This is a genomic window from Streptomyces hoynatensis, from assembly GCF_003626535.1.
Lineage (GTDB): Bacteria > Actinomycetota > Actinomycetes > Streptomycetales > Streptomycetaceae > Streptomyces > Streptomyces hoynatensis.
Genome location: NZ_RBAL01000012.1, coordinates 128,250 through 150,865 on the forward strand (window position 1 = coordinate 128,250; position 22,616 = coordinate 150,865).

General features: G+C 74.5%; 18 protein-coding genes and 1 other RNA gene. 5 read left to right on the forward strand and 14 right to left on the reverse strand.

Translation table 11 applies throughout. The annotated features are described in order from the left end of the window. Positions 1–193: 193 nt before the first annotated feature. The 4 genes from D7294_RS20495 to D7294_RS32030 all read right to left on the reverse strand — a co-directional run bounded on the left by D7294_RS20495 (position 194) and on the right by D7294_RS32030 (position 4,407). Positions 194–1,633 (reverse strand): nitrate/nitrite transporter, encoded by a 1,440-nt coding sequence (locus D7294_RS20495; RefSeq protein WP_120681878.1) that lies wholly within the window; start codon positions 1,631–1,633, stop codon positions 194–196. A gap of 196 nt (positions 1,634–1,829) precedes the next feature. After that, positions 1,830–2,747 carry a DUF1015 family protein gene (locus D7294_RS20500; protein ID WP_158674664.1) on the reverse strand — a complete coding sequence of 306 codons (918 nt, stop codon included), beginning with the start codon at positions 2,745–2,747 and terminating at the stop codon, positions 1,830–1,832. A gap of 208 nt (positions 2,748–2,955) precedes the next feature. Then, on the reverse strand, positions 2,956–4,218 hold the full coding sequence (locus tag D7294_RS20505) for an ATP-grasp domain-containing protein (protein ID WP_120681882.1): 1,263 nt from the start codon (positions 4,216–4,218) through the stop codon (positions 2,956–2,958). A gap of 51 nt (positions 4,219–4,269) precedes the next feature. Further along, the gene (locus tag D7294_RS32030; protein WP_158674665.1) at positions 4,270–4,407 is read right to left on the reverse strand and encodes a hypothetical protein; all 138 of its coding nucleotides are present in this window, start codon (positions 4,405–4,407) and stop codon (positions 4,270–4,272) included. 214 nt (positions 4,408–4,621) lie between these two features. Between D7294_RS32030 and D7294_RS20510 the strand changes: the two genes are divergently transcribed. Beyond that, the gene (locus D7294_RS20510) at positions 4,622–5,548 is read left to right on the forward strand and encodes a helix-turn-helix transcriptional regulator (RefSeq protein ID WP_120681884.1); all 927 of its coding nucleotides are present in this window, start codon (positions 4,622–4,624) and stop codon (positions 5,546–5,548) included. Positions 5,549–5,658: 110 nt separating this feature from the next. After that, a complete protein-coding gene (locus D7294_RS20515) occupies positions 5,659–6,648 on the forward strand; it encodes a helix-turn-helix transcriptional regulator (protein ID WP_120681886.1) in 990 nt (329 codons plus the stop codon). Here D7294_RS20515 and D7294_RS20520 read toward each other — a convergent pair. After that, complete coding sequence (locus D7294_RS20520) at positions 6,554–7,630, reverse strand: LysR family transcriptional regulator (RefSeq protein WP_120682001.1); 1,077 nt, start codon at positions 7,628–7,630, stop codon at positions 6,554–6,556. The two genes, D7294_RS20515 and D7294_RS20520, sit on opposite strands and share 95 nt — an antisense overlap. A gap of 119 nt (positions 7,631–7,749) precedes the next feature. Here D7294_RS20520 and D7294_RS20525 point away from each other — a divergent pair, with 119 nt between their 5' ends. Beyond that, the gene (locus D7294_RS20525; RefSeq protein ID WP_174248400.1) at positions 7,750–9,081 is read left to right on the forward strand and encodes an MFS transporter; all 1,332 of its coding nucleotides are present in this window, start codon (positions 7,750–7,752) and stop codon (positions 9,079–9,081) included. 133 nt (positions 9,082–9,214) lie between these two features. Here D7294_RS20525 and ssrA read toward each other — a convergent pair. The 5 genes from ssrA to ftsE form a co-directional block, all read right to left on the reverse strand. Next, positions 9,215–9,585, reverse strand: a transfer-messenger RNA (tmRNA) gene (ssrA, locus tag D7294_RS20530). A gap of 118 nt (positions 9,586–9,703) precedes the next feature. Next, complete coding sequence (smpB, locus tag D7294_RS20535; RefSeq protein WP_120681888.1) at positions 9,704–10,183, reverse strand: SsrA-binding protein SmpB; 480 nt, start codon at positions 10,181–10,183, stop codon at positions 9,704–9,706. Between the two features lie 68 nt (positions 10,184–10,251). Continuing rightward, positions 10,252–11,406 (reverse strand): S41 family peptidase, encoded by a 1,155-nt coding sequence (locus D7294_RS20540; RefSeq protein ID WP_120681890.1) that lies wholly within the window; start codon positions 11,404–11,406, stop codon positions 10,252–10,254. A 99-nt stretch (positions 11,407–11,505) separates the two neighbouring features. Further along, positions 11,506–12,420, reverse strand: coding sequence for a permease-like cell division protein FtsX (gene ftsX, locus D7294_RS20545; RefSeq protein ID WP_120681892.1), 915 nt, complete (start codon positions 12,418–12,420; stop codon positions 11,506–11,508). 20 nt (positions 12,421–12,440) lie between these two features. Beyond that, a complete protein-coding gene (gene ftsE / locus D7294_RS20550; protein WP_120681894.1) occupies positions 12,441–13,130 on the reverse strand; it encodes a cell division ATP-binding protein FtsE in 690 nt (229 codons plus the stop codon). A 316-nt stretch (positions 13,131–13,446) separates the two neighbouring features. Here ftsE and D7294_RS20555 point away from each other — a divergent pair, with 316 nt between their 5' ends. After that, a complete protein-coding gene (locus tag D7294_RS20555) occupies positions 13,447–13,641 on the forward strand; it encodes a hypothetical protein (protein ID WP_120681896.1) in 195 nt (64 codons plus the stop codon). A gap of 147 nt (positions 13,642–13,788) precedes the next feature. On the opposite strand, the gene D7294_RS20560 is transcribed toward D7294_RS20555, so the two are convergent. The 4 genes from D7294_RS20560 to D7294_RS20575 all read right to left on the reverse strand — a co-directional run bounded on the left by D7294_RS20560 (position 13,789) and on the right by D7294_RS20575 (position 19,074). Further along, complete coding sequence (locus D7294_RS20560) at positions 13,789–14,574, reverse strand: hypothetical protein (protein ID WP_147450879.1); 786 nt, start codon at positions 14,572–14,574, stop codon at positions 13,789–13,791. A 256-nt stretch (positions 14,575–14,830) separates the two neighbouring features. Then, entirely contained in the window at positions 14,831–15,937 is a 1,107-nt protein-coding gene (gene prfB, locus D7294_RS20565) for a peptide chain release factor 2 (protein ID WP_120681900.1), read from the reverse strand. Positions 15,938–15,958: 21 nt separating this feature from the next. Beyond that, positions 15,959–17,221 (reverse strand): serine/threonine-protein kinase, encoded by a 1,263-nt coding sequence (locus tag D7294_RS20570; protein ID WP_120681902.1) that lies wholly within the window; start codon positions 17,219–17,221, stop codon positions 15,959–15,961. A gap of 137 nt (positions 17,222–17,358) precedes the next feature. Continuing rightward, the gene (locus D7294_RS20575; protein ID WP_120681904.1) at positions 17,359–19,074 is read right to left on the reverse strand and encodes a serine/threonine-protein kinase; all 1,716 of its coding nucleotides are present in this window, start codon (positions 19,072–19,074) and stop codon (positions 17,359–17,361) included. A gap of 594 nt (positions 19,075–19,668) precedes the next feature. Here D7294_RS20575 and D7294_RS20580 point away from each other — a divergent pair. After that, positions 19,669–22,479, forward strand: coding sequence for an FHA domain-containing protein (locus D7294_RS20580; protein ID WP_422070721.1), 2,811 nt, complete (start codon positions 19,669–19,671; stop codon positions 22,477–22,479). Positions 22,480–22,616: the final 137 nt, after the last annotated feature.

The window sequence follows — 22,616 nt, forward strand, 5'->3', positions numbered from 1 at the left end:
CCCGCTCCCCGGCGCGCTTGGGGCACGGCGGCTCGTCGATGGTTCGGTCTGTGGTTCGGTCGATCGCTCGGTCGATGGTTCGCGCGCCGGCTCGTCGCCGGCTGGCGCAATGGTGTCAATGTGGCATGACGCCCCAGGTTCTCCCTGGTTTCCCCGGCGTTACAGGGAACGTGCCCGGGCCGGGCCCCGCCGCTCACACCTCCGAGTAGGCGCGGGGCCGCCCTTCGGCCCCGTCCGCCGCGGCGGCGCCACTCGCCCGGCCGCCGCCCGCCGCCGCGGGCGCCGCCCCCGGGACGGGGGCCGCGGCCCGGCCGCGCAGGTATACGAACCAGGTCACCGCCATGCAGGCGGCGTAGCAGCCGAGGAAGGCCCAGAAGGCGCCGGCCCCCGAGCCGGTGGCGAGGAAGGACTGCCGGAAGGCGAGGTTGATGCCGAGGCCGCCGAGCGCCCCGACCGCGCCGATCAGGCCGATGGCCGCCCCGGACAGCCGCCGCCCGTAGGCCGCCGCCTCCTCGCCGGCCAGTCCCCTGGCCGTGGCCTTGGCGTGGTAGATGCCGGGGATCATCTTGTAGGTCGAGCCGTTGCCGAGGCCGCTGAGGACGAACAGGGCGCCGAAGCCGGCCAGGAAGACCGGCAGGGACTCGATCGCCGAGGCGAGGAGCACCACCCCGGTGGCCGCGGCCATGCCCGCGAAGGTCCACAGCGTGATCCGCGCGCCGCCCCTGCGGTCGGCGAGCAGCCCGCCGAGCGGCCTGACCAGCGAGCCGAGCAGCGGCCCGAGGAAGGTGATCGACGCGGCCTCGAGCGGGGTGCGGTCGAACTGGTTCTGCAGCACGAGGCCGAAGGCGAAGCTGTAGCCGATGAACGAGCCGAAGGTCCCCACGTACAGGAAGGACATGATCCAGGTGTGCGCGTCGCGGGCGGACTCGGCGGCGGCGCCGATGTCGTTGGTGACGGGTGCCAGGTTGTCCATGTAGCGCCAGGCGAGGCAGGCGGCCAGGACGATCAGCGGCGCGTAGCAGGCGAGCAGCACGCGGGGGTGGCCCTCGCCCGCGGCGGCGATCACCAGCAGCCCGGCGAGCTGGATGACGGCGACGCCGATGTTCCCGCCGCCGGCGTTGAGGCCGAGCGCCCAGCCCTTGCGGCGCAGCGGGAAGAAGGAGTTGATGTTGGTCATGGAGGAGGCGAAGTTCCCGCCGCCGACCCCGGTGAGGACGGAGACCAGCAGGAACGTGCCGTAGCTCGTGCCCGGCTCCATCACCAGCCAGGCCGCGGCGATCGGCAGCAGGAGCAGCGAGGCGGAGACGACGGTCCAGTTCCGCCCGCCGAACCTGGCCACGGCGAAGGTGTAGGGCACCCTGACGAGGGAGCCGACCAGGGTGGCCACCGAGACGAGGAAGAACTTGCCCGCCGCGTCGATGCCGTACTCGGGCCCCATGAAGAGCACCAGCACCGACCACAGGGTCCACACGGAGAAGCCGATGTGCTCGCAGAGGATCGAGCACACCAGGTTGCGGCGCGCGATCCGTTCGCCCGAGCGGGCCCAGAACTCCTCGTCCTCGGGGTCCCACTCGGTTATCCAGCGCCCGCCGCGGCGGGCGGGGCTGCTTCCGGCTGGGCTCTGCGCTGGCATGGCGTCCTCCCTGGGGTGGGGCGTCCTCGTGCCGTCCGAAGGTAGGCAGCCCAGGTTTCGGCGCGGCTTTGGGACGTGACACGGGCGAAACCTTGCTCTCACCCGGGGCCCCGCCCGGCCGTGAGCGTTCCGGCTTCCCACCGGGAGCGTTCCGGCTTCCCGCCGGGAGCGGGCGGAAGGCGCGGGCCCGGGGCCGCTACCCGCGTAGGAGGTGCAGCGGGCCCGGCAGGGGGGCCGGGCCCAGGCTGGTGCTCTTGGCCGGCATCCCGGTGCCGCTGGCCGCCCCGGCCCAGATCTGGTCCCAGGTCGGCGGCGGCAGCACGATCCCGGACTCCCCAGGCGCCGGCAGGCCGCTGGTGTAGCGGAGTTCCGCCTCGATGCCCTGGTCCTCGCACAGCGCGGGCACCAGCACGTGGTCGCAGATCGCGGTCGGCAGCTCCACCCATTCGGCGGGCAGCGAGCGCAGCCGCCCCGCCATGGCGGCCGGGGAGACCTCGGAGAGCTCCCAGGTGCGGCCGGCGCCGGCGAGCAGGAACGCGCCGGGGCGTGGCGCGGGAAACGCGCCGGGCGGCAGCTCGGTCACCCGGGCGATGCGCGCCGCGGCCCTGGCCGCCCGCCCGGCGTCCAGGCCGGGCACCACGCGGTGGGTGGCCGAGAGGGTGAGGGGGTAGCGCCTGTGGTCCACCACGAGCGCCGGAATCCGGTCGGCCATCGCCTCCGGCCGCGCCCGCCGCAGCCGCCGCGCGGCCTCGAGGCGGTGGTGCCCGTCGGCGAGCAGCACCGGGGAGAGGGCCGGGGGGCCTGCCGTCCAGGCCAGGTCGCAGGCCCACAGCAGCTGGAGCCCGCCCTCGGGCGTGGGCTGCACCAGGTCGGCGGGCCCGCCCTTGATGGTCTGGTCGATGCACTCCTGGAAGGCCCCGAGGTCCGGGGCGGCCAGCAGCAGCGGCTCGGGAGTGCCGCCGCTCTCCTGGAGCAGCCGCGTGTGGTGCCTGACCCCGGCCTCGGCCACCCGCTGGTGGCGCAGCACGTGCCCGCTGTCCACGCCGCGCAGGCTCAGCGCGCCGAGCACGCCGCGCTGCTGGACGCCGCCCAGGGCGTCCCTGCGTTCCAGCACGTAGTAGCCCGCGGGCCGGGGGGAAGGCCGGGAGGAGGACGTGCGGCCGGGGCCTGAGCGGCGGTCCTTCCCCTTGAGGGGCCCTTGGAGTGCCGTCCCTTGGGGTGTCCCCTGACGGGCGGAGGCGGGGGCGGGGGCGGGGCCGAGCGGGAGGAGCAGATCTGTCCGTGGGGCCGGGGTCCCTGGCGGAACCAGCACGGGGAACAGCTCAGGCGGCAGTGTGCTCCTCCTCCTTCGGGCGCGCGGCGGCCTCGGGCGGTGAGTCGGCTGAGGGCTCGGGCACCACCACGGGGCGCAGCGTGTCCAGCGCCTTGCGGAGCAGTGCCTCCAGCTCCTGGGGGCTGTCCGCCACCGCGGTGACGTAGCCATGTCCGGCGACCCGGCTGGTGGCCTCCGGAACATGGCTCCCGATCGGAACGGTGACCTCGGCGGCCCGCACCCCGGGAAGCGCCCGCGCCTCGGCCACCCCGTCCACGGCCGTGAGCAGGCCGGGCGGCAGGTGGAGGAAGCGGATGCCCGCGTAGCCGTGCCCGGGGACGGGCGTGGGCAGGGGCAGTTCGAGCGCGCTGGCGATGCTGAGGGCCGGGAGGTCGGTCCCGGTGGTCATCAGCAGCAGGTCGCTGATGCAGTCGGCGCCCGGGTGGGCGTGCGACTCGATCAGCCTGGGCCCCTGCGAGGTGAGGACGACCTCGGTCTGCGAGGGCCCGCTGCGCTGTCCCGCGGTGTTGAGCGTCGCGTCGACGAGCCGGTGGATCTCCTCCGTGGTCGCCGGGTCGAGCTCGGCGGGCACGTCGTAGCCGTCGGTGCGGCACCCGGTGACGCAGGTGCTGTACTTCCTGGTGAGCGCCAGGACCGTGTGGACGCCCGCCCTCGAATGCGCCTCCACGCTGTACTCGGGCCCGTCGAGGAACTCCTCGACGATCAGGGCGGGTTCCGGGGGCAGCTCGGCGGCCAGGCGCGCCGCGTCCGCCGCGTCACGCAGCAGATGCACGTCCTGGCCGCCGGCGCCGGTGCGTGGTTTGGCCACGCACGGGAAGCCGACGCGCTCGGCGACAGCTTCCAGGTGCGCGGCTCGGTCGCAGTGCTCGAACCGGACGGGGGCACCGGTGAGCAGATTGACCTTGCCGCGCAAGGCCGCCTTGTCCGTGAGGTACGCGACGGCCGCATGGGGGTTGCCGGGGAATCGCAGGGCCTCGTTCGCCCGGGCGGCGATGAGCGCCGCGGTCTCGGTGAAACCGAACACCGCCGCTCGCGCCGGGAGGTTGGCGAGGTGGCCGATGGCCATCATCAACCGCGGGTGGTCCCGCCAGTCGACGGTGAGGGCCTCGTCGGCCGCCACGGCGGCCTCCCGGATGCCGGGCCGCGAGAGGTCAGGCGCGAGAACGAGACTGCGTGCGCCGACCCTGCGAGCCGCCTCGACGACCGAAAGACGCGGGCTGAGCAGGACCGCCAGCGGAGTCTGCGGGGACATCGTGGCGCCTCCTCACCCCTCGTCACCCTTCGTCGTGTGTACGTGCCGGGCTCAGTACCACAGGCTGGTGGTGGTCACCGCGGGGGACTCGTCCACGGCCGCGGAGTCGGTCCCCTGCGCGGAGGCGACACCGGCCGAGGCCGCCGTAAGAAGGAGTGCGGCGGTCAGGCTGAGAACGAACTTCTTCACGGGTTCCCTCTTCCGTGTCCACATAGACGAACATGAGTGGCATGCTGGCCCAATCATGCTCACGAGCTTTCACGACGAAGTCGAGGGAGACGCTGTGGCATCATCTCGCCTGTCAGGTTGACGCCAAGGGGCTGGCTGATGTCGTTCAAGGAAGAAGAGCGTGCACGAATCCGGCGAAATAGACGCAGCGGCCACCCGAGTGTATCGCCTTCGCGTGATCCATCCCACAGAATCCGTCGAACAGATCGCGGTGCGTTCGGGATTGACGCCGGAGGAGGTCACGGCCGCGGAGACCCGCCTTTTCGCGCTGGGACTGCTGCGCAGTTCCCCCGGGGGCGGCCGGGTGGCAATCAGCCCGGAAAGCGCGGCCGACGCCCTGCTCGCGCCGCTTGAACAGGACATCCTCCAGCGGCGGATCGCGATGGCGGCGGCCAGGGCCAGGCTGCACGCGCTCTCCGGGGACTACCTGGAGGCCCGCAGCATGCGCTCGGCCAAGAGCAGCATCGAGGTCGTCCAGGGCATCGACAACATCCGCGCCGTCATCGACGACCTCGACCGCACCTGCGCCACCTCCATCGACGCCCTGAACCCCGGCCGCCCCACCGAGGACGCGATCCGCGCGGCCCTCCCGCTCGACCTGAAGACGCTCGAACGCGGCGTGCGCAAACGGCAGTTGTTCCAGCAGGCGGTGCGCACCAACCGGGCCGTCGTGCAGTACGCGGAGCAGCTGGTCTCGGCCGGCGCCCAGGTGCGCACGGCCAGCGTGCTCCCGGCCAGCATGCTCATCTACGACCGCAGCTGCGCGGTGCTGCCGCTGGACCCGCAGCAGGCGGCGGCGGGCGCCGCCCTGGTCCGCGACCCCGCGGTGCTCAACTTCCTCCAGCAGCTGTTCGAGCACTGCTGGGACCTCGGCCTCGACTTCGCCGAGGACGAGCAGAAGGCCGGTCCCGAGCCGACGGGGGTGGAGAAGGACGTCCTCGTCCTCATGGCGGCCGGCAAGAAGGACGAGGCCATCGCCCACCAGCTGGGCATGTCGCCCCGCTCGGTGAGCCGGATCGTGGCCCGGCTGATGGAACGGCTGGCGGCGGAGAGCCGTTTCCAGGCCGGGGTGCGGGCCGCGCTGAACGGCTGGCTGTCCTGACCGGCGCGGACGGCCCCGCCGGCCGGGCGCCGGACGCGGGGGAGGCGAGCCGGGAGGGCCGGGGGCGCGCCGCGCCCGGGAACACGGAAGGGACGGAGGAGGTTGCCCCGGTGACGGACCCGCTCGCCACCGAACTCGACGCGGCGGCGGTACGCGTCTACCAGCTGCGCGTCACCCATCCCACCGACCTGGCCAGCCAGTTGGCGAGCCGGGCCGGGCTGAGCCGCGAGCAGGTCTCCGAGGCGGAGGACAAGCTCGCCACGCTCGGGCTCATCCAGCGCTCGCCCAGCGGGGGCTGGGTCGCGATCAGCCCGGAGAGCGCCGCCGAGACCCTCATCGCGCCCATGGAGCGCGACATCCTCCAGCGCCGGATCGCGATGGCCGCGACCCGCGAGCGGCTGCACACCCTCTCCGGGGACTACCTGGAGGCCCGCAGCATGCGCTCGGCCAAGAGCAGCATCGAGATCGTCGAGGGCATCGACAACATCCGCGCCGTCATCGACGACCTGGTACGCACCTGCGTCTCGACCCTGCACGTCCTGATCTCGGGCGGCGGGCAGAGCGAGGCCGGCATCCGCGCGGCGCTCCCCCTGGATCTCGAACTCAGGTCGCGCGGGGTGGAGATCCACGCCGTCTTCCTGCACAGCGCCCGCAGGCACCGGGCCACCGCCCAGTACATGGACGCCCTCAGCGGGGCAGGCGCACACGTGCGCTGCACCGGCATCCTGCCCTCGCGGATGCAAATCTACGACGGGGAGTGCGCGCTGCTGCCGCTGGACCCGAAGGACCCGCAGGCCGGCGTCTCGATCGTGCGCGACCCCTCGGTCCTCAGCTTCCTCGGCCAGCTCTTCGCGCACTGCTGGGCGCAGAGCACCCCCTTTCCCGAGGAGGAACGCCCCACCGCGCAGGGCCCCACGGGCACCGAGCGGCAGGTGCTGTTGCTGATGGCCTCGGGCAGGACCAACGAGGAGATCGCCGGGCGGCTCGGGATCTCCCAGCGCTCGGTCAGCCGGACGGTGGCCCAGCTGATGGAGCGCCTGCAGGCGGCGAACCGCTTCCAGGCCGGGGTGCGGGCGACCCAGCTGGGCTGGCTCTCCTGAGCTGCCCGCCGCCGTCTTCGTTCGCGTCCGCAAGCTGCCGGTCGGCCTCCGGCAGCCAGTGCCCAGGCGGCCGGCCCAGCCAGCCCTCCGCGCCGGCGAGCCCGAGCGCCGCCCGGGTCAGCGCCGCGAGCCCCGGGTGCCGTAGCCCGCGCCGCCACACCAGGGACACCGGCGAGAGCGGCACCGGATCGGTCAGCCGGCGCAGCGCCATCCCCGGCACGCCGACGAACTCCTCGCTCGCCAGCACCCACCAGCCACGCCCGCGCACCACGCGGACGAACTCCGCCTCCCCCTCGATCTTCGGGAACGGCGCCGCCAGCCGGATGCCGCGCCCCGCGAACAGGCACCGCGCGTAGTCGGTCCACTCGGTGGTCTCCTGATTGCCCGCCCCCGCGTACAGGGTCTCCCCGGCGAGCGCGGACAGCGGCACCGTCTCCCGCGCGGCCAGCGGGTGGTCGCCCGGCAGCAGCACCGCGACCCGCTCGTAGCGGATCAGCCGGTGCGCGAGCCCGGCGCGCAGCGCCGGCGCCAGCCCCGCGACGCGGCCGAAGGACACGTCCACCCGGCCCCCGGCGATCTCGGCCGCGGCCCCGGCCAGGCCGCTGTGGAAACGGGCCACGAACTCCAGCCCCGGGGCCGTGCGCCTGGCCTCCGCGAGCACCCGCTGCCCGGTGGTCACCGGCCCGGCCACGTCCACCACGAGGGGCCGCTCGCCGCCCTCCCCCACCGCGTCGCGCAGCTCGTCACAGGCCGCGAGCAGCCGCCTGACGTACGGCAGCAGCCGCTCCCCCTCGGGGGTGAGGCGCACGTGCCTGGTGCTCCTGGCGAACAGCGCGGTCCCCCACTCCCGCTCCAGGCGCCCGATGTCGCGGCTGAGGGCCTGCTGGGCGACGAACAGCCGGGCGGCGGCACGGGTGAAGTGCAGCTCCTCGGCCACGGCCACGAACGCGCGCAGCAGGCGGGGGTCGGTGTCGCGGCGCACGGCCGCATTCTCCCAGCCGCCCTCCCCGCCCGGCAGGGGCCGATTCACCGCCCTGGTGCGTGAATCCGGTCACGACAGGTGTTGGACGCCGCGCCCGGCCGGCCCGCAGCGTAAGGGGCATGCCCTCGCCCCCCTCGTCGCCTTCGTTGCCCTCGTGCGCCGCGCCGCCCGCGCCGCCGCCCCTGCTCGCCCTGTGCGGGGACCGCCTCATCGCCGCCGCGCCCCCGCCCCGCCCCCCGGGGCCGCGGCCGCGCCGGAGCCCGCCGCGCTGGGCCGCGCCCTACCTGCGGCTCTTCGCCGTCCCTGGCGCCCTGGCCTTCGCCCTGCCGAACGCGGTGGGCCGGCTGCCGATGGGCATGTTCCCGGTGGCCGCGGTGCTCATGATCACCGCCCGCGGCGGCTCGTACGCGCTCGCCGGCGCCGTGGTGGCCACCTCCCTCGCGGCCTCGGCGGTGGCGGGCCCGCTGGTGGCCAGGCTGACCGACCGCCGCGGCCAGGGGCGGGTGGCGCCCGGGGCCGCCGCCCTGTGCGCGGCCGGGCACTTCGGCCTCGTGCTGTGCGCCTGGGCCGGCGCCCCGACCTGGGCCTTCCTCTGCTGCGCCCTGCCGTCGGCGGCCACCCCGAACACCGGCGGCATGGCGCGGGCCCGCTGGGCACACCTGCTCGCCGGGGACGAGGCGGCCCGGCACGCGGCCACCTCCTTCGAGCAGGCCCTGGACGAGCTGTGCTACCTGTGCGGCCCGGCGCTCGCGGCCCTCCTGTGCACGGCGGTGGCCCCGGAGGCCGGCACGGTGGCGGGCTGCCTGCTGCTGGTGGGCGGGGTGTCCCTGTTCGCCGCGCGCCGGGACACCGAGCCCCCGCCCTGCCCTCCCGCGCCCGCCCGGGGCGGCCCCTCGCCCGCACGGGCCCTGGGCCCGCTGCTCGCGGCCTTCGCCTGCACCGGGGTCGTCTTCGGCTCGCTCCAGGTGGCGACGCTCGCCTTCGCCGACGCGCACGGGCAGCAGGCGCTCGCGGGCACCGTGCTCGCCGTGCAGGCCGCGGGCTCGGCCGTGGCGGGCCTCGTCTTCGGCGTCTACGGCACCGCCGGCGCCCGCCTGACCTCCTGCGCCGCGGCGATGGCGCCGGCGGTGGCCGCCACCGCGCTCGCCGCCCAGGCCGGCAGCCTCGCGGTCCTCACCCCGGCGCTCCTGCTGGCGGGCCTCGCCACGGCGCCGACGATGATCAGCGGCATGTCCCTGGTCCTGGCCCGCACCCCGCGGGGCCGCGACAACGAGGGCATGACCTGGGCGGTGACCGCGATCCTCACCGGCTCCTCGCTCGGCTCGGCCGCGGCCGGCTGGGCCGCCGATCGCCTGCCGGGCGCCCCGGCCTCCGCCTACGCCCTGCCCGCCGCCGCGGCGTGCCTGGCCGCGCTGCCCGCCGCCCGGGCGCGGGCGGGGGAACCGCGGTAACCGGCGGCGTTCACGGAAAACCCAGAAAGGAAGCAGAAAGGAAGCAGAAAAGCAGCAGAAAAGCAGCCGAGAAGAAGCAGAAAACACAGAAAGGCGGCGGGGCCCACGTCTGTGGACCCCGCCGCCTGTGTGTTCGTGGAGATGGCGGGAATCGAACCCGCGTCCAACGGAGCGGAAGGAGGGCTTCTCCGAGCGCAGTCCGCTGCGATTTTCTCGGCCCCGGAGATCACGCGGACAAGTCTCCGACGGGCTCAGTCACTGTGTGGTGTCCCGCTCAGCTCCCGTGACCGGAGCGGAGGGTGAGTTCCCTAGCTGATGCCAGGACCCGGGACGGGAACGCGCCCGGACTGACACTTCGCAGGTCGCTGATCAGGCAGCGAGGGCGAAGGAATCGCGCTGGTTATTGGCGATTATTTTTTCGCGGCATATGGTTAACGAGATCATTGCCGCTTCCTCGGCTCGCTTCCCCTACTTCGACATCCGCTGTCGAAACCGATCATCCCCATGTGGTGTTGACAACCCGCCCGCCTCCGGTATTCCGGCGGCTTCCCGGCCGAGGTCGGCCGGCGAGACCACGCGGACGGCGCTGCCTCCATTATACGGCATCCGGCCGAGAGATGCCTCAGCCGCGCTCCCTGCGGCGCGCCGCGGAGATCGCGCGCTCCGCCTCCCTGCGGTCCTGCTTCTCGCGCAGCGTCTGCCGCTTGTCCCACTCCCGCTTGCCCCGGGCGAGCGCGACCTCGACCTTCGCCCTGCCCTCCTTGAAGTACAGGGCGAGCGGCACCAGGGTGACGCCCGACTCCTGCGTCTTCCCGATCAGCTTGTCGATCTCCGAGCGATGCAGGAGCAGCTTGCGCTTGCGGCGCGCGCTGTGGTTCGTCCAGGTGCCCTGGGCGTACTCGGGAATGTGCACGTTGTGCAGCCACACCTCGGCGTCGTCGACCTGGGCGAAGCCGTCCGCCAGCGAGGCGCGCCCCTGCCGGAGGGACTTCACCTCGGTGCCGGTCAGCACCAGACCGCACTCGTAGGTGTCCAGGATGTGGTAATCGTGCCGCGCCCTCTTGTTCTGCGCGATCAGCTTCCGACCCGTCTCTTTTGCCATGACCTGCCGATTCTACCGATCCAACGGGCCCGGCCCACCCCGTTATTTCCGCGGGCGCTGCCCGCGGCTCACTCCCCGCCGGCCAGCCCGCCCAGCACCGTGCGCGCCCGCGCCTGGGCGTCCTCGCCGGGCGCCACCACCAGGTCGGGCACGATGCCGTCCTCGTCCACGGTCCGCCCCAGCGGCGTCGCGTAGTGGCCCACGGTCAGCTCCGCCACCGAGCCGTCCGGCTGCTCGCTCGGCATCTGCACGGTGCCCTTGCCGAAGGTCCGCGACCCCACCACCACCGCGCGGCCGCGGTCCTGGAGCGCGCCGGTGACCATCTCCGCCGAGCTCATGGTGCCGCCGTCCACCAGCACCACCAGCGGGGTGCCGGTGTCCCCGCCCTGGTCCGCGTACAGCGCGTGCTGCCTCCCGTGCACGTCGTAGGTGGCGACCAGTCCGCCGTCGAGGAAGACGGAGGCGGCCTCGGCGGCCTCGGTCAGCAGCCCGCCGGCGTTCCCCCGCAGGTCGAGCAGCACCCCGTCGCCCTCGGGAACCTCGGCCATGGCGGCGCGCAGCTGGTCGGCCGCGCCCTGGGTGAAGGAGCTCACCCGGATTCTGGTGGCGCCTGGCGCGTCCCGGCTCACGGTCACCGCCCGGTCGGTCAGCCTGGCCCGCTCCACCTCGACCGTCCAGTGCCTGCCGTCCCGCTCCAGGCCGATCCGCACGGTGGAGCCCGGCCCGGCTGCCGCGGGCCGATCGCTGCCGCGCAGCCTGCCGACCACGTCGGTGACGGCCCCGCCGCTGACCCGGACCCCGTCGATGGTGCGGATCCGGTCCCCGGGGCGCACCCCGGCGCGCTCCGCCGGGCTGTCCTCGTGGACCTCGCTCACCTCGATCCGGCCCTCGGCGGTGCGGACCACCGCTATCCCGGTGCCCACGTACTCGCCCGCGAGGTGCCGGCGCACCTCCGCGTACTCCTCGGCCGAGTACGCCGTCGCCCAGCGGTCGCCGCCGCGGCGGCTGACCAGTTCCCCGGCCTCGCCGGCCTCCCCGTCGGCCGCGCCGTCCGCCCGGCCCGCCGCGCGGGCGTCCGCCGCGGGCTCGGCGACGTCGGCGTCGGCCGCCTCGGGCCAGGAGCCGGTGGCCGCCCCGGTGGCCAGCACCCCGGCGAACACGCACGCCAGGGCCGCACCCCGCCGGAAAGACCGGGACGAACTACGGTGAGAGGGACGGGACATGCTGCGGAGTGTAGGGCACATACGGGTGACTTAAGGAGAAACGAACGGGACGCGGCCGGCGCGTGCCGCACAGCCCGCGGGGACCCGGCCGGGCACGGCCTACACCTTCAGGTACCTGCGCAGCGCGAAGAAGGCCGCGACCGAGGGCATCAGCGCGCCGACGGCCAGCACGAAGGGCAGCACCGAGAGCACGGCGTCCCACCCTATGAAGTTGATCAGCGGAATCCGCTCCGCGAGGAAGTTGTTGATCGCGAAGTACTTGACGCCGACCAGCAGGAGGCAGGCCAGCAGGGCGCCCATCAGCCCGGCGATCGCGGCCTCCAGGATGAACGGCAGCTGGATGTAGAAGCTGGACGCGCCGACCAGCCGCATGATGCCGGTCTCCCGGCGCCGGGAAAAGGCGGACACCCGCACGGTGTTCACGATCAGCAGGAGCGCCACCACCAGCATCAGCAGCATCAGGCCGATCGCGGCCCAGTTGACGCCGTTCAGCAGGTTGAAGAGGTTGGTCAGCAGGTCGCGCTGGTCCTGCACCGACTGCACGCCCTCCCGCGCCGAGAAGGCCGAGGAGATGACGTCGTACTTGGTCGGGTCGGTCAGCTTGACCCGGAAGGAGTCCTGCATCTGGTCGGGCGTGACCACGGCCGCGATGGGCGAGTCGCCCTGCTGCTCCTGGTAGTGCTCGAAGGCTTCCTGGGCGGACTCGTAGTAGACCTTGTCGACGATGTCGTAGTCCTCGAGCTCCGCCTGGATCTGTTCCTTCTGCTCGTCGGTGACCGCCCCCCTGGAGCAGTGCGGGTCGTCACTCTCGGCGTCGTTCTCGTTGCAGAGGAATATCGACACCTCGACCTTGTCGTACCAGTAGTCCTTCATGCTGTTGACCTGCCGGTTGGCGAGCAGCGAGCCGCCGAGCAGGGCCAGCGAGAGGGCGACCGAGACGATCACCGCGAAGGTCATGGTGACGTTGCGGCGGAGACCGACGCCGATCTCCGACAGAACGAAGTGGGCGCGCATGGCGTCCTTTCAGTGGAGACTCAGTGCTGGTAGCCGTAGACGCCGCGGGTCTGGTCGCGGACGAGGCGGCCCCGTTCGAGCTCGATCACGCGCTTGCGCATCTGGTCGACGATCTGGGCGTCGTGGGTGGCCATGACGACGGTCGTGCCGGTGCGGTTGATGCGGTCGAGCAGCTTCATGATGCCCACGGAGGTCTGCGGGTCGAGGTTGCCGGTCGGCTCGTCGGCGATCAGCAGCATCGGGCGGTTGACGAACGCGCGGGCGATCGCGACGCGTTGCTGCTCACCACCGGAGAGCTCGCCCGGCATCCGGTCGTCCTTGCCGCCGAGGCCGACCAGGTCGAGGACCTCGGGCACGGTCTTGCGGATCTGGCCGCGCGGCTTGCCGATGACCTCCAGGGCGAACGCGACGTTCTCCCCCACGGTCTTGTTCGGCAGCAGCCTGAAGTCCTGGAAGACCGTGCCGAGTTGGCGGCGCACCTGGGGGACCTTCCAGTTGGAGAGCCGGCCCAGGTCCTTGCCGAGCACGTGGACGGACCCCGTCGAGGCGCGCTCCTCGCGCAGTATCAGCCGCAGGAAGGTGGACTTGCCGCTGCCGGAGGAGCCGACCAGGAAGACGAACTCGCCCCGCTCGACCTCTAGCGAGACGTTCTGCAGGGCCGGGGCGCTCTGCCTGGGGTACGTCTTGGAGACGTTGTCGAATCGGATCACGGTTACACCCTGTCGGGACGGGGTACATGCCGGAGGTTCCCTCCGCGCTGGGGCAGACCATACGCGAAGCGGCGGCCGGCGCGCAGGCGCCGCCCCATGCCGTCCTCTTTGTCCGGTTGTTGACCCCGGCCGATTGTCCGGGTTGGCCGTCCGGGCTGGTTCCCCGGCGGTTTGTCCCGTTCCGTGACGGGCGGGCGCGCCCGCATCCACGCCCGCGTCCACGGGTGGCCGGTTCCGCGCCGGGCGGCGGCCTTCTGCGTTTTCGCCGGAACCCTGGCACAGTAGGTTGCGAGGGGCGAGGAGAGGAGACGATCGCATGACCGCCGACTGGCTGGTGTGCGCGAACTGCGCGGGGCGGGTGAGCGAGGGCCGCTGCCCGGTGTGCCGGGCCGAGCTGGCCCGCCTGCGCGAGGAGCGCAGCCCATGGGCCGCCCTGGGCAGCCCGGCGGGGCTGATCGCCCTGCTGATGGCCTTGCTCGCCGTCTGCCTGATCGTGGTGCGGCCCGCCTGAGGCCGCCGCGGGAGGAACGGGCGCGAGGGCCCGGCCGCACGAGGAACGCGCGTGAACGCCCGATGGGCCCGGAGCGGAAGCTCCGGGCCCATCGGCTGTGTGAGACACCTCACACGCGGTGAGGCGCGTGAGGCAGGCGGCCTGGGATCAGGCGGCCGCGCCGTTCCTGTTGATCAGACGCGGCAGGTAGCGGAAGGCCACACCGCCGGCGATCATCGTGGCGGCGCCCGCGATCAGCAGGGTCTCGTTCATGCCGGAACCGGTCTCGGCCAGCTCGCCGCTGTCGCCGGCCGGCCTGGCGTCGGTCACGTCCGAGTCCGGGGTGTCCTGGGTGATCGGGCTGCTGCTGCCCTGGTCGTCGGTCTCGATGCCGCCGTCGGCGCCCTCGGAGACGCCCTGCGGCCCGTTGCCGTTTCCGTTTCCGTTGCCGCCGTCCTCGTTGCCGCCGTCGCCGCCTTCCGCGGTGCCCTCGGCGCCGTTGCCCTCGGCAGTGCCTTCGGCGTCGTTGCCCTCGGCGGTACCCTCCGCGTCATTGCCCTCGGCGGTACCCTCCGCGTCATTGCCCTCGGCAGTGCCTTCGGCGTCGTTGCCCTCGGCGGTACCCTCCGCGTCGTTGCCCTCGGCGGCACCCTCGTCGTCGTCGCCACCACCCTGGATGGCACCGACGGCCGCGCCCTCGTCGTCGCCACCACCCTGGATGGCACCGACGGCCGTACCCTCGTCGTCGCCACCGCCCTGGATGGCGCCGACGGCGGCGCCCTCGTCACCCGCGCCGTTCACGGCGCCGACGATGGCCCCTTCGGGAGAGGACTCGGAGGCGTCACCCTTACCGCTCGCCGACGCGGTGCCGACCACGGCGAGCGAGGCGCCCGCCGCGAAGATCGCGGCGGCGGCGATGCGCGCCATGTTGGCCCGTGTCTTGGGACTGGCCATGTATCCACTACCCCCTGTAGCTGTTCGTGTAGACCGTGCAAACCTTGCCGACCATGCAGACAAGGTCTCGTCTCGGGGCTGCCTCAGGCAAGGGCGGCGCCGGAGCGGGGGGTTGCGTTCAGCTCGCACTCGCCCCTTGCGCAACACGCGCACCCCAAACATAGGCATGCCAAGCGAACAGCTTTCCCGCTGAACGGACAGTCGTCAAGCAGGATGTCCGGTAAATGCCCGCCGGGTCATGAAAGTTGCGTGAAGGTTACTTGTCCTGCTGTTTGCGCCACCGGATTCCGGCTTCGAGGAAGTCGTCGATATCCCCGTCCAAAACGGCCTGGGGGTTTCCGACTTCGTGTTCGGTGCGCAGGTCCTTCACCATCTGGTACGGCTGCAGGACATAGCTGCGCATCTGGTTGCCCCAGGAGTTGCCGCCGTCGCCCTTGAGCGCGTCCATCTTGGCCTGCTCCTGGGCCCGTTGGTGGGCCAGCAGCCGGGCCTGGAGCACGCGCATCGCGGCGGCCCGGTTCTGGATCTGGGACTTCTCGTTCTGGCAGGAGACGACGATGCCGGTGGGCAGGTGGGTGATGCGCACCGCGGAGTCCGTCGTGTTGACGGACTGGCCGCCGGGGCCCGAGGAGCGGAAGACGTCCACCCTGATCTCGTTCTCCGGCACCTCGATGTGGTCGGTCTGCTCCACCACGGGCAGCACCTCGACCCCGGCGAAGGAGGTCTGGCGGCGGCCCTGGTTGTCGTAGGGGGAGATGCGGACCATGCGGTGGGTGCCCTGCTCGACCGACAGCGTGCCGTAGGCGTAGGGGGCACGGACCGTGAAGGTCGTGGACTTGATGCCCGCCTCCTCCGCGTACGAGGTGTCGAGGATCTCGGTCGGATACCCCTTGCGCTCGGCCCAGCGCAGGTACATGCGCTGGAGCTGCTCGGCGAAGTCCGCCGCGTCCACGCCGCCCGCCTCGGCCCTGATGCTGACCATGGCCTCGCGCTGGTCGTACTCGCCGGACAGCAGGGTGCGGACCTCCAGCTCGTCCACGGCCTTCTGCACCGCGGCCAGCTCGGCCTCCGCCTCGCGGCGGGTCTCGGCGTCGTCCTCCGACTCCGCCAGCTCGAAGAGGACCGCCAGGTCGTCGATGCGGCCGTGCAGCTCCTCGGTCTTGCGGACCTGCCCCTGCAGCAGCGACAGCTTGCTCGTCACCTGCTGGGCCCGCTCGGGGTCGTCCCAGAGCGTCGGCGCAGCGGCCTGCTGCTCCAGCTCGGCGACCTCGCTCCGCAGCCGGTCCAGGTCGAGCACGGCCTCGATCGACTCCATGGTGGAGGCGAGGGACTTCAGGGATTCGGAAACATCGACGACTGCCACGCGTCCAGCGTAACCGCTGCCTCAGGGCGAGGACGGGCCCTCGTCTTCCTCCACGCTCGCCGAGGGGCCGCCGCCGCCCGTGTCGCCCGAGTCGCCGCCGCCCCCGGAGAACAGCAGCCAGCCGCCGATCGCGCCCACCCCCACGACGGCCGCCGCGGTCACCGCGAGCCGCCGCTTGCGGCGGGCGGCGGCGGAGTGCCTGGCCGAGCCCGCCCGGGGCTCGCCCGGGGTGCGGATGGTGCGCGCGGTGCCGTGCGCGCCGCCCGCGAGCTCCTCTGCGTCCGGCACCCGCATCCTGGTGTGCGTCTCCCGCTCGGAGTCGGGCGCGGCGCCCCTGACCAGGGGCACGGCCGCCCGGGCGGCGGCCGGCGCGGCGAGGGCCGCGGGCTCCTCCGCGGCGGGCGCCTCGGCCTCGGGCACCGGGTCCCCGATGGCGAGCGGGGGCAGCCCCTCCAGGGCGGGCATCAGCTCGCGCAGCCGCGAGGCCAGCTCGGCGGCGCGCAGGCGGGAGGCGGGGGCCTTGGCCAGGCACTGCTGGATCAGCTCCCACAGCTCGCGCGGGATGCCGGGCAGCCGGTCGGCCGTCTCCGTGACCTGCCGCCGCAGGACGGCGCCCGGGTGCCCGCCGCCGAAGGGGGTGAAGCCGGCGAGCAGCTCGTACAGGACGGTGACCAGCGCGTAGATGTCGACGGCCGCCCGGGGCGGGAGGCCCTCGACGATCTCGGGGGCCATGTAGTCGGGGGTGCCGACGACGCCGCCCCGGCCGCCGTGGCGCGGCTCGTCGACCAGCTTGGCGACGCCGAAGTCGGTGAGCAGCGCGGTGGGCGCGCCCTCGCCCGCGGAGAGGTCGAGGAGGATGTTCTCCGGCTTGACGTCGCGGTGCACGATGCCGGCCGCGTGCGCGACGGCCAGGCCGCCGGCCACGTCGGCCACGATGGCGGCGGCCCTGGCGGGGGCGAGGCGGCGTTCGCGCTCCAGGTGGCTGCGCAGGTCGCAGCCCCTGACCAGGTCCATGACCAGCGCGATCTCGTGGGGCGCGCCGGGCTCGGTCCCCTCCTCGATGAGCAGGTCGCGGACGGCGACGATGTTCCGGTGCTCCAGGCCGAGGAGGGCGTGCCGCTCGTGGGCGAAGCGCTCGGCGAGGTCGGGGTCGGCGGCGAGGTCCTCGCGCAGCAGCTTGATGGCGACCGGGCCCTGGGGTCCCTCCCCGAGCCACACGGTTCCCGCGCTGCCGCGGCCGAGGACGCGGTGGACGGTATAGCGGCTGCCGATGTTCCGTGCCATGGCGTGAGGCTACGACGCCCGTCAGGCGGCCACAGGACAGCACGCCCGGCTTGCCCGGTTTTATTGGCATGCCGTGGCGGAATTCCACCGACGGAAGTCGATAAATCCCCGAGGTGACCGCGAGATCACCCCGGAGATCACTGACTATGGGGCACGCTGTCCTGGATCTGATCCACGTTGTCGCCGGTCTCGTCGATCAGGCCCATCCATTCGCGCACGTCGTCGAACCAGTCGGTGACGGTGTCCCAGAAACTCTTCCCGTCGGCAATCCAGTCCTGGAGCGGCGTGAAGTTCCACACCAGAAATGCGATCACCACGAGGATCACCAGCACGATCAGGCAGCCCTGCAGGCAGCCCATGCCGGGAATGCGGACGCGGCCGCGGGACCTGCCCCGCTCCTCGCGCCGCGAGGGCACCGGCTGCTGCGGCGGCGCCTGCCGTGGCTCCTGATACCGCTGGGGCTGCTGGTACTGCTGCGGCTGTGGATAGTGCTGCGGCTGCTGGTACTGCTGCGGATAGGGCTGGGCGTACGGCTGCTGGTACGCGGGCGGGTAGCCGTAGCCCTGCCGCTGCGGCGGCGGGGCGCTCTCGCGGCGCTGCGGGCGGCGCTGGGGCCGGCGCTGCGGCGGCCGGTAGAGCGGGTCGCGGGGTGGCTCGGCGGGCTGGACCCTGGTCGGCTCGTTGCGGTCACGCGCGGCCCGCAGCTGCTCCTCCCAGGGGTGCGGGCCCTCGGGCTCCGGCGGGCCCTGGGCCGGCATCGCCCGGGTCGCGCCGAGGCCGCCGTCCGCGCCCGGCTGCGGCAGGACGCTGGTGGCCGCGAAGGGGTCGCCGCCGCCCGCCAGGCCGCCGGAGCCGCCGGGCAGGGCCTGGGTCGGCTCGGCCGCCCCGGGCGGGCTGATGCCGGTGCCTGCCACCTTGACCGGGCGCGGGTCGGGGGCGAGCAGCGCGGCCACCCCGAGCGCCGCGGAGCGCTGCTCGGCCGAGGCCCGCTCGCCGATGCCCGCCGCGACGGTGCGCAGCGCCCGGGCCAGGTTCGCGGCGCTGGGCCGCTCGTCGGCGCTCTTGCGCAGGCAGACCTCGATGACGGTCCACAGGGGACCCGGGACGGACTCCGGGCGGCGCGGCTGCTCGCTGAGGTGGCGCCTGAGCACGTCCAGGGTGTTGCTGCCGCCGAAGGGCGGGTGCCCGGTGACCAGCTCGTACAGCAGGATGCCCGCGCTGTAGACGTCGACGGCCGAGGTCTGGGCGCGGCCCTCCGCGGACTCGGGCGCCACGTAGGAGGGCGTGCCGACGAACTCGTGGGTGCGGGTCACCCCGGGCGAGTCGGCCAGCCTGGCGATGCCGAAGTCCGTGAGCATCGGGCGCAGCGGCCCGCCCTGCTCGCCGGCGCCGGCGAGCAGCACGTTCGCGGGCTTGAGGTCGCGGTGGACGACGCCCTTGGCGTGCGCGGCGGCCAGCGCGTCGGCCACCTGGGCGGTGAGCAGGGCCGCGCCCACCGGGCTGAGCGGCCCGTTCTCGCGCAGGTAGCGGTGCAGGTCGGGGCCGTCGATCAGGTCCATCACCAGGGCGATCAGGTCGCCCTCGACGACGAGGTCGCGGGTGCGGACGATGTTGTCGTGGGGGTCGCCGCCCAGCCGCAGGAGCACCGCGCGCTCGCGCAGGAAGCGCATCACCACGTCGGGGTCCTGGGCGAGCTCCTCCTTGAGGATCTTGATGGCGACCTGCTCGCCCGGCTGCCCGGCGACCGCGGCCTCCTCGCCCGCGGTCTCCCGCTGACGGCCCCGCCACACGGTGCCCGTGGCGCCGTGCCCGAGCGCCTCTTCGAGCAGGTATTTGCTGCCTACCGGCCGCACGTGCGCTCCCTGTGCTTCGCTGGTGGTTCGCCGGTGGTGACGAGACCCGGGCTCCCTACTGTAATCGCGCGGCCCCCGGCCGCGGGTGCCCGCGGAGGGCGGGCGCGGGCCGCGAGGAGCCGGCGGCGAGGAGGACGCGCCGCGGCCCCGCGCGGTTGCGCCGCGCCGGGGCGGACGGGGGCGGTCCCGCGGCGGGCGGGGTGGGGGCCGTCGGGTCGCCGGGTGACGGAGCACCGCGTGACGGGCCGTAAGGTGAACGGCGCCTGATCGACCTGGCCGGCGTCGCCGGTCGCGTCAACTGGCGGGTGTCACGGATCAGTTCTGGTGAGCCCTAGACGGAGCTAGACGGAATCTGGACAGATATGAACGGCTTCGGCCCAATCAGGATCATGGGGCGCCGACGACGCGGCGGGCTGTCAGTGGCGGGTGCGAGGATGCTTTCAGCATCAGCATCCGATGCGATCAGGTCGTGCGCGGGGCGCGCTCCGGGTTCGCCCGGGCCGTGGGCCGCGTCCTGGCCCGACCGCGATCGGGACGTGTGACCAGCGTGACCAAGACGTTGCAGCCGGGCTGGCGAGGTGACCGGGAGGGCCGATGCCGATTCAGATCAGGTTGACCGTTCTCGGTCACGGCGACGCCGAGCGCGGCGGCCCCGCCGGCGTCGACCTGCGCGTCACCGCCCCGGAGAACACCCCGCTCGCCGCCGTCCTCGGCGCGCTGGCCGGGGCGGCCGCGCCGGGCTCCGCCGCCCCGGGCGCCGTCTTCTGCGAGGAGGAGCGGCTCGACCCCCGCGCGGCGCTGCTCGGCGAGCCGCCGCTCGTCGACGGCGCGGTGCTGTCCTTCCACCGGCCCGTGGCCGGCCCGGGGCCCGAGCCGGTGCCCGCGCGGCTGCTGGTGGTGGCCGGTCCCGACGCGGGCGGGGTGCACCTGCTGCGCGGCGGCTCGGTGCGGATCGGCAGGTCGGCGGACGCGGACGTGCCCCTCGACGACCCGGACGTCTCGCGCATGCACTGCGCCGTGGCCCTGGAGCCCGACGGCTCCGCGACGGTGGCCGACCTCGGCTCGACCAACGGCACGTTCCTCGACGGCCGCGAGGTGACCGGCCGGGTGCCGCTGCCGCCAGGCGGCGTGCTGCGGCTCGGCGAGACCGCGCTGCGCCTGGTGCCCGGCGAGCCGGCGGCCCGCGCCGGGCTGCCCGCGCCGCGCCGCGACCTGGACCGCGCCCCGGCCCCGGGGGGACCGGCTGCCGCCCCCCCGGTCCTTCCCCCGGCTCCCCAGGACCTCCCTTCGGCCTCCTCCGCCGCGCCGGGGGACGCCGCCCCGGCCCCCGCGCGGCCCGCCGCCTCCCGGCCGGGGCCGAGCGGGCCCACCGTGCGGCGGCGCGGCTTCGCCACCTGGGCCAGGGAGCGGCTCGGCGGCCCGGGCGAGACCCGCGAGGTGCCGCGCTGGGACGCCGAGGCGGAGGCGGCCCGCGCGCGGCAGGACGACGCGCGGGCCGAGGCCGCCCACCCCGACCTCGCCCGGGTGCTGCTGACCGCGCTCGAACGCGGCCCGCGCCTGTGGGAGCGGACGGCGGACCACCCGGAGGCGTTCACGGTGCGCCTCGGCACCGCGCACCGCGCCTCGCGGGCCCTGCCGCCGGTGGCCGTCTCGCTGCGCGAGGCCGGTTCCCTCGGCCTGGCCGGGCCGCGGCACCGGGTCGCCGGCCTCGCCAGGGCGGCGCTCGCGCAGCTGGCCGCCCTGCACGGTCCCGGGGCGCTCGAACTGGTGGTGCTCGCCCCGGGCAAGGCCGCGGAGTGGTCCTGGCTGGGCTGGCTGCCGCACACGCGTCCGCGCCGGGGACAGGACTGCGGCCTGCTGCTCGCCTTCGACGCCGAGCAGGCCGCCGCCAGGACGGCGGAGCTGGTGGCGCGCGCCGGCGCCCGCGCCGAGGCCGGGCAGGCCCGCACGGTGGTGCTCGTGGACGGCGAGCCGGGCGGGGCCGAGACGACGGCCGCGCTGGCCAGGCTGGCGGCCGAGGGACCGGCGGCCGGCATCCACGTGATCGCCCTCGCCGAGTGCCCGCCGGCCACCGCGGCCTCCCCCGCCGCCGAGACGCTGGCCGCGGCCAGGGCCGCCTCCCCCGTCTTCCGGGGCTGCGGCACGGCCGGCCTGCTCAGCGGGCAGGTCGCCACCTCGCTGCGGGTGATCGGCCCCGCCGGCGAGTGGGGCCCGGTGGCGGGCGCCGACGCGGTGTCCTGCGCCTGGGCCGAGCGGCTGGCGCGCGCGCTCGCCCCGCTGAACGACCGGGCCGCGGGCGGCGTGGGAGGCGCCGCGGGCGAAGGGGCCGGCGCGGCCGCGGCGGGCGCCCCGCCGGAGAGCTGCCGCCTGCTCGACGCGCTGCGGCTCTCCCGCGTCACCCCGGGCGCCCTGCGCGAGCGGTGGCAGGGCGGGGCGGGGCTGCCCTTGGTGCTCGGCGCCTCGGGCGGCGGCCCGCTCTCCCTCGACCTGGCCGGGCGGCCCGGCCCGCTGCTGATCGAGGGCGGGCCGCGCTCGGGCCGGACGGAGCTGCTGAGCGCGCTCGCCGCCTCCCTGGCCACCGCCCACGGCCCGCGCGACCTCTCGCTCGTGCTGGTCGAGGGGGCGGGCGAGGGGCTGCGGCCGGTCGCCGAGCTGCCGCACGTGGCCTCCTACGTGGGGGCCACGGACCCGGTCAGGCTGCGGGCCTTCGCGCAGGCCCTGCGGGAGGAGCTGAAGTGGCGGGCCGCCGCGCTCGGCGAGGCGGAGTTCGAGGGCGGGCGCGCCCGCGCCGCCAGGCTGTGCCCGCCGCGCCAGGCCCCGGAGGGCCAGGCGGGCGGGGCGCCCGGCGGCGCGGAGGGCGCGGGCGGGAAGGCGCCCGCGGGGGGCGCGCCGTCGATGCTCGCGCCGGGCAGCGACCCGCTGCCCTGGCTGGTGGTGCTCGTGGACGACCTCGACGCCCTGCTCGACCCGCCGCTCGGCGCGCCCGGGCGGCAGGCGGCGGGCTCCGTGCTCCGGGCCCTGGACGCGGTGGCCGCGGAGGGGCGGCGGCTCGGCGTCCGCCTCCTCGCGGCGGGCGCCCCCTCGGCGGCCAGGCCGCCGTCCTTCGACCCGGGCGCGGTCATACGGGTGGCCCTGGGCGGCGGCCCCGCGGGCCGGGGCGAGCTGCGGCTGCCGGGCGAGGGCCGGGCGGCGCCGTTCCAGGGAGGCCGGGTGACCGGCCGCATCCCCCGCACGGCCACGCAGCGCCCCACCGTGACGCCGGTCGACTGGGCCAGGGCGGGCGACCCGCCGGCCCGCCGCCAGATCAGGGAGCTGGGGAACGGGCCCACGGACATCGCCCTGCTGGCCAGCGCCGCCGCCCGGGCGGCCGAGACCGAACGCGCCACTGCCGCCACACTGGTGTGATCCCGCCCCATCCGTCACGTCAAGTAAGTGATCCACCAGTGTTGTTGAGCGCTCGGTAACAGGGGCATCACAAAGGCCGACCGGCCCCCACGGTGGACTTGCCCGCTCAGCGCGCCCGGGCGTAGGACCTTGGGCAC

Bases quoted from the DNA above. Each gene is read 5' to 3' on its own strand.
- D7294_RS20495 (WP_120681878.1), bottom strand. From the start codon at position 1,633: ATGCCAGCGCAGAGCCCAGCCGGAAGCAGCCCCGCCCGCCGCGGCGGG.
- D7294_RS20505 (WP_120681882.1), bottom strand. From the start codon at position 4,218: ATGTCCCCGCAGACTCCGCTGGCGGTCCTGCTCAGCCCGCGTCTTTCG.
- D7294_RS20525 (WP_174248400.1), top strand. From the start codon at position 7,750: ATGCCCTCGCCCCCCTCGTCGCCTTCGTTGCCCTCGTGCGCCGCGCCG.
- smpB (WP_120681888.1), bottom strand. From the start codon at position 10,183: ATGGCAAAAGAGACGGGTCGGAAGCTGATCGCGCAGAACAAGAGGGCG.
- D7294_RS20540 (WP_120681890.1), bottom strand. From the start codon at position 11,406: ATGTCCCGTCCCTCTCACCGTAGTTCGTCCCGGTCTTTCCGGCGGGGT.
- ftsX (WP_120681892.1), bottom strand. From the start codon at position 12,420: ATGCGCGCCCACTTCGTTCTGTCGGAGATCGGCGTCGGTCTCCGCCGC.
- D7294_RS20555 (WP_120681896.1), top strand. From the start codon at position 13,447: ATGACCGCCGACTGGCTGGTGTGCGCGAACTGCGCGGGGCGGGTGAGC.
- D7294_RS20560 (WP_147450879.1), bottom strand. From the start codon at position 14,574: ATGGCCAGTCCCAAGACACGGGCCAACATGGCGCGCATCGCCGCCGCC.
- D7294_RS20570 (WP_120681902.1), bottom strand. From the start codon at position 17,221: ATGGCACGGAACATCGGCAGCCGCTATACCGTCCACCGCGTCCTCGGC.
- D7294_RS20580 (WP_422070721.1), top strand. From the start codon at position 19,669: ATGCCGATTCAGATCAGGTTGACCGTTCTCGGTCACGGCGACGCCGAG.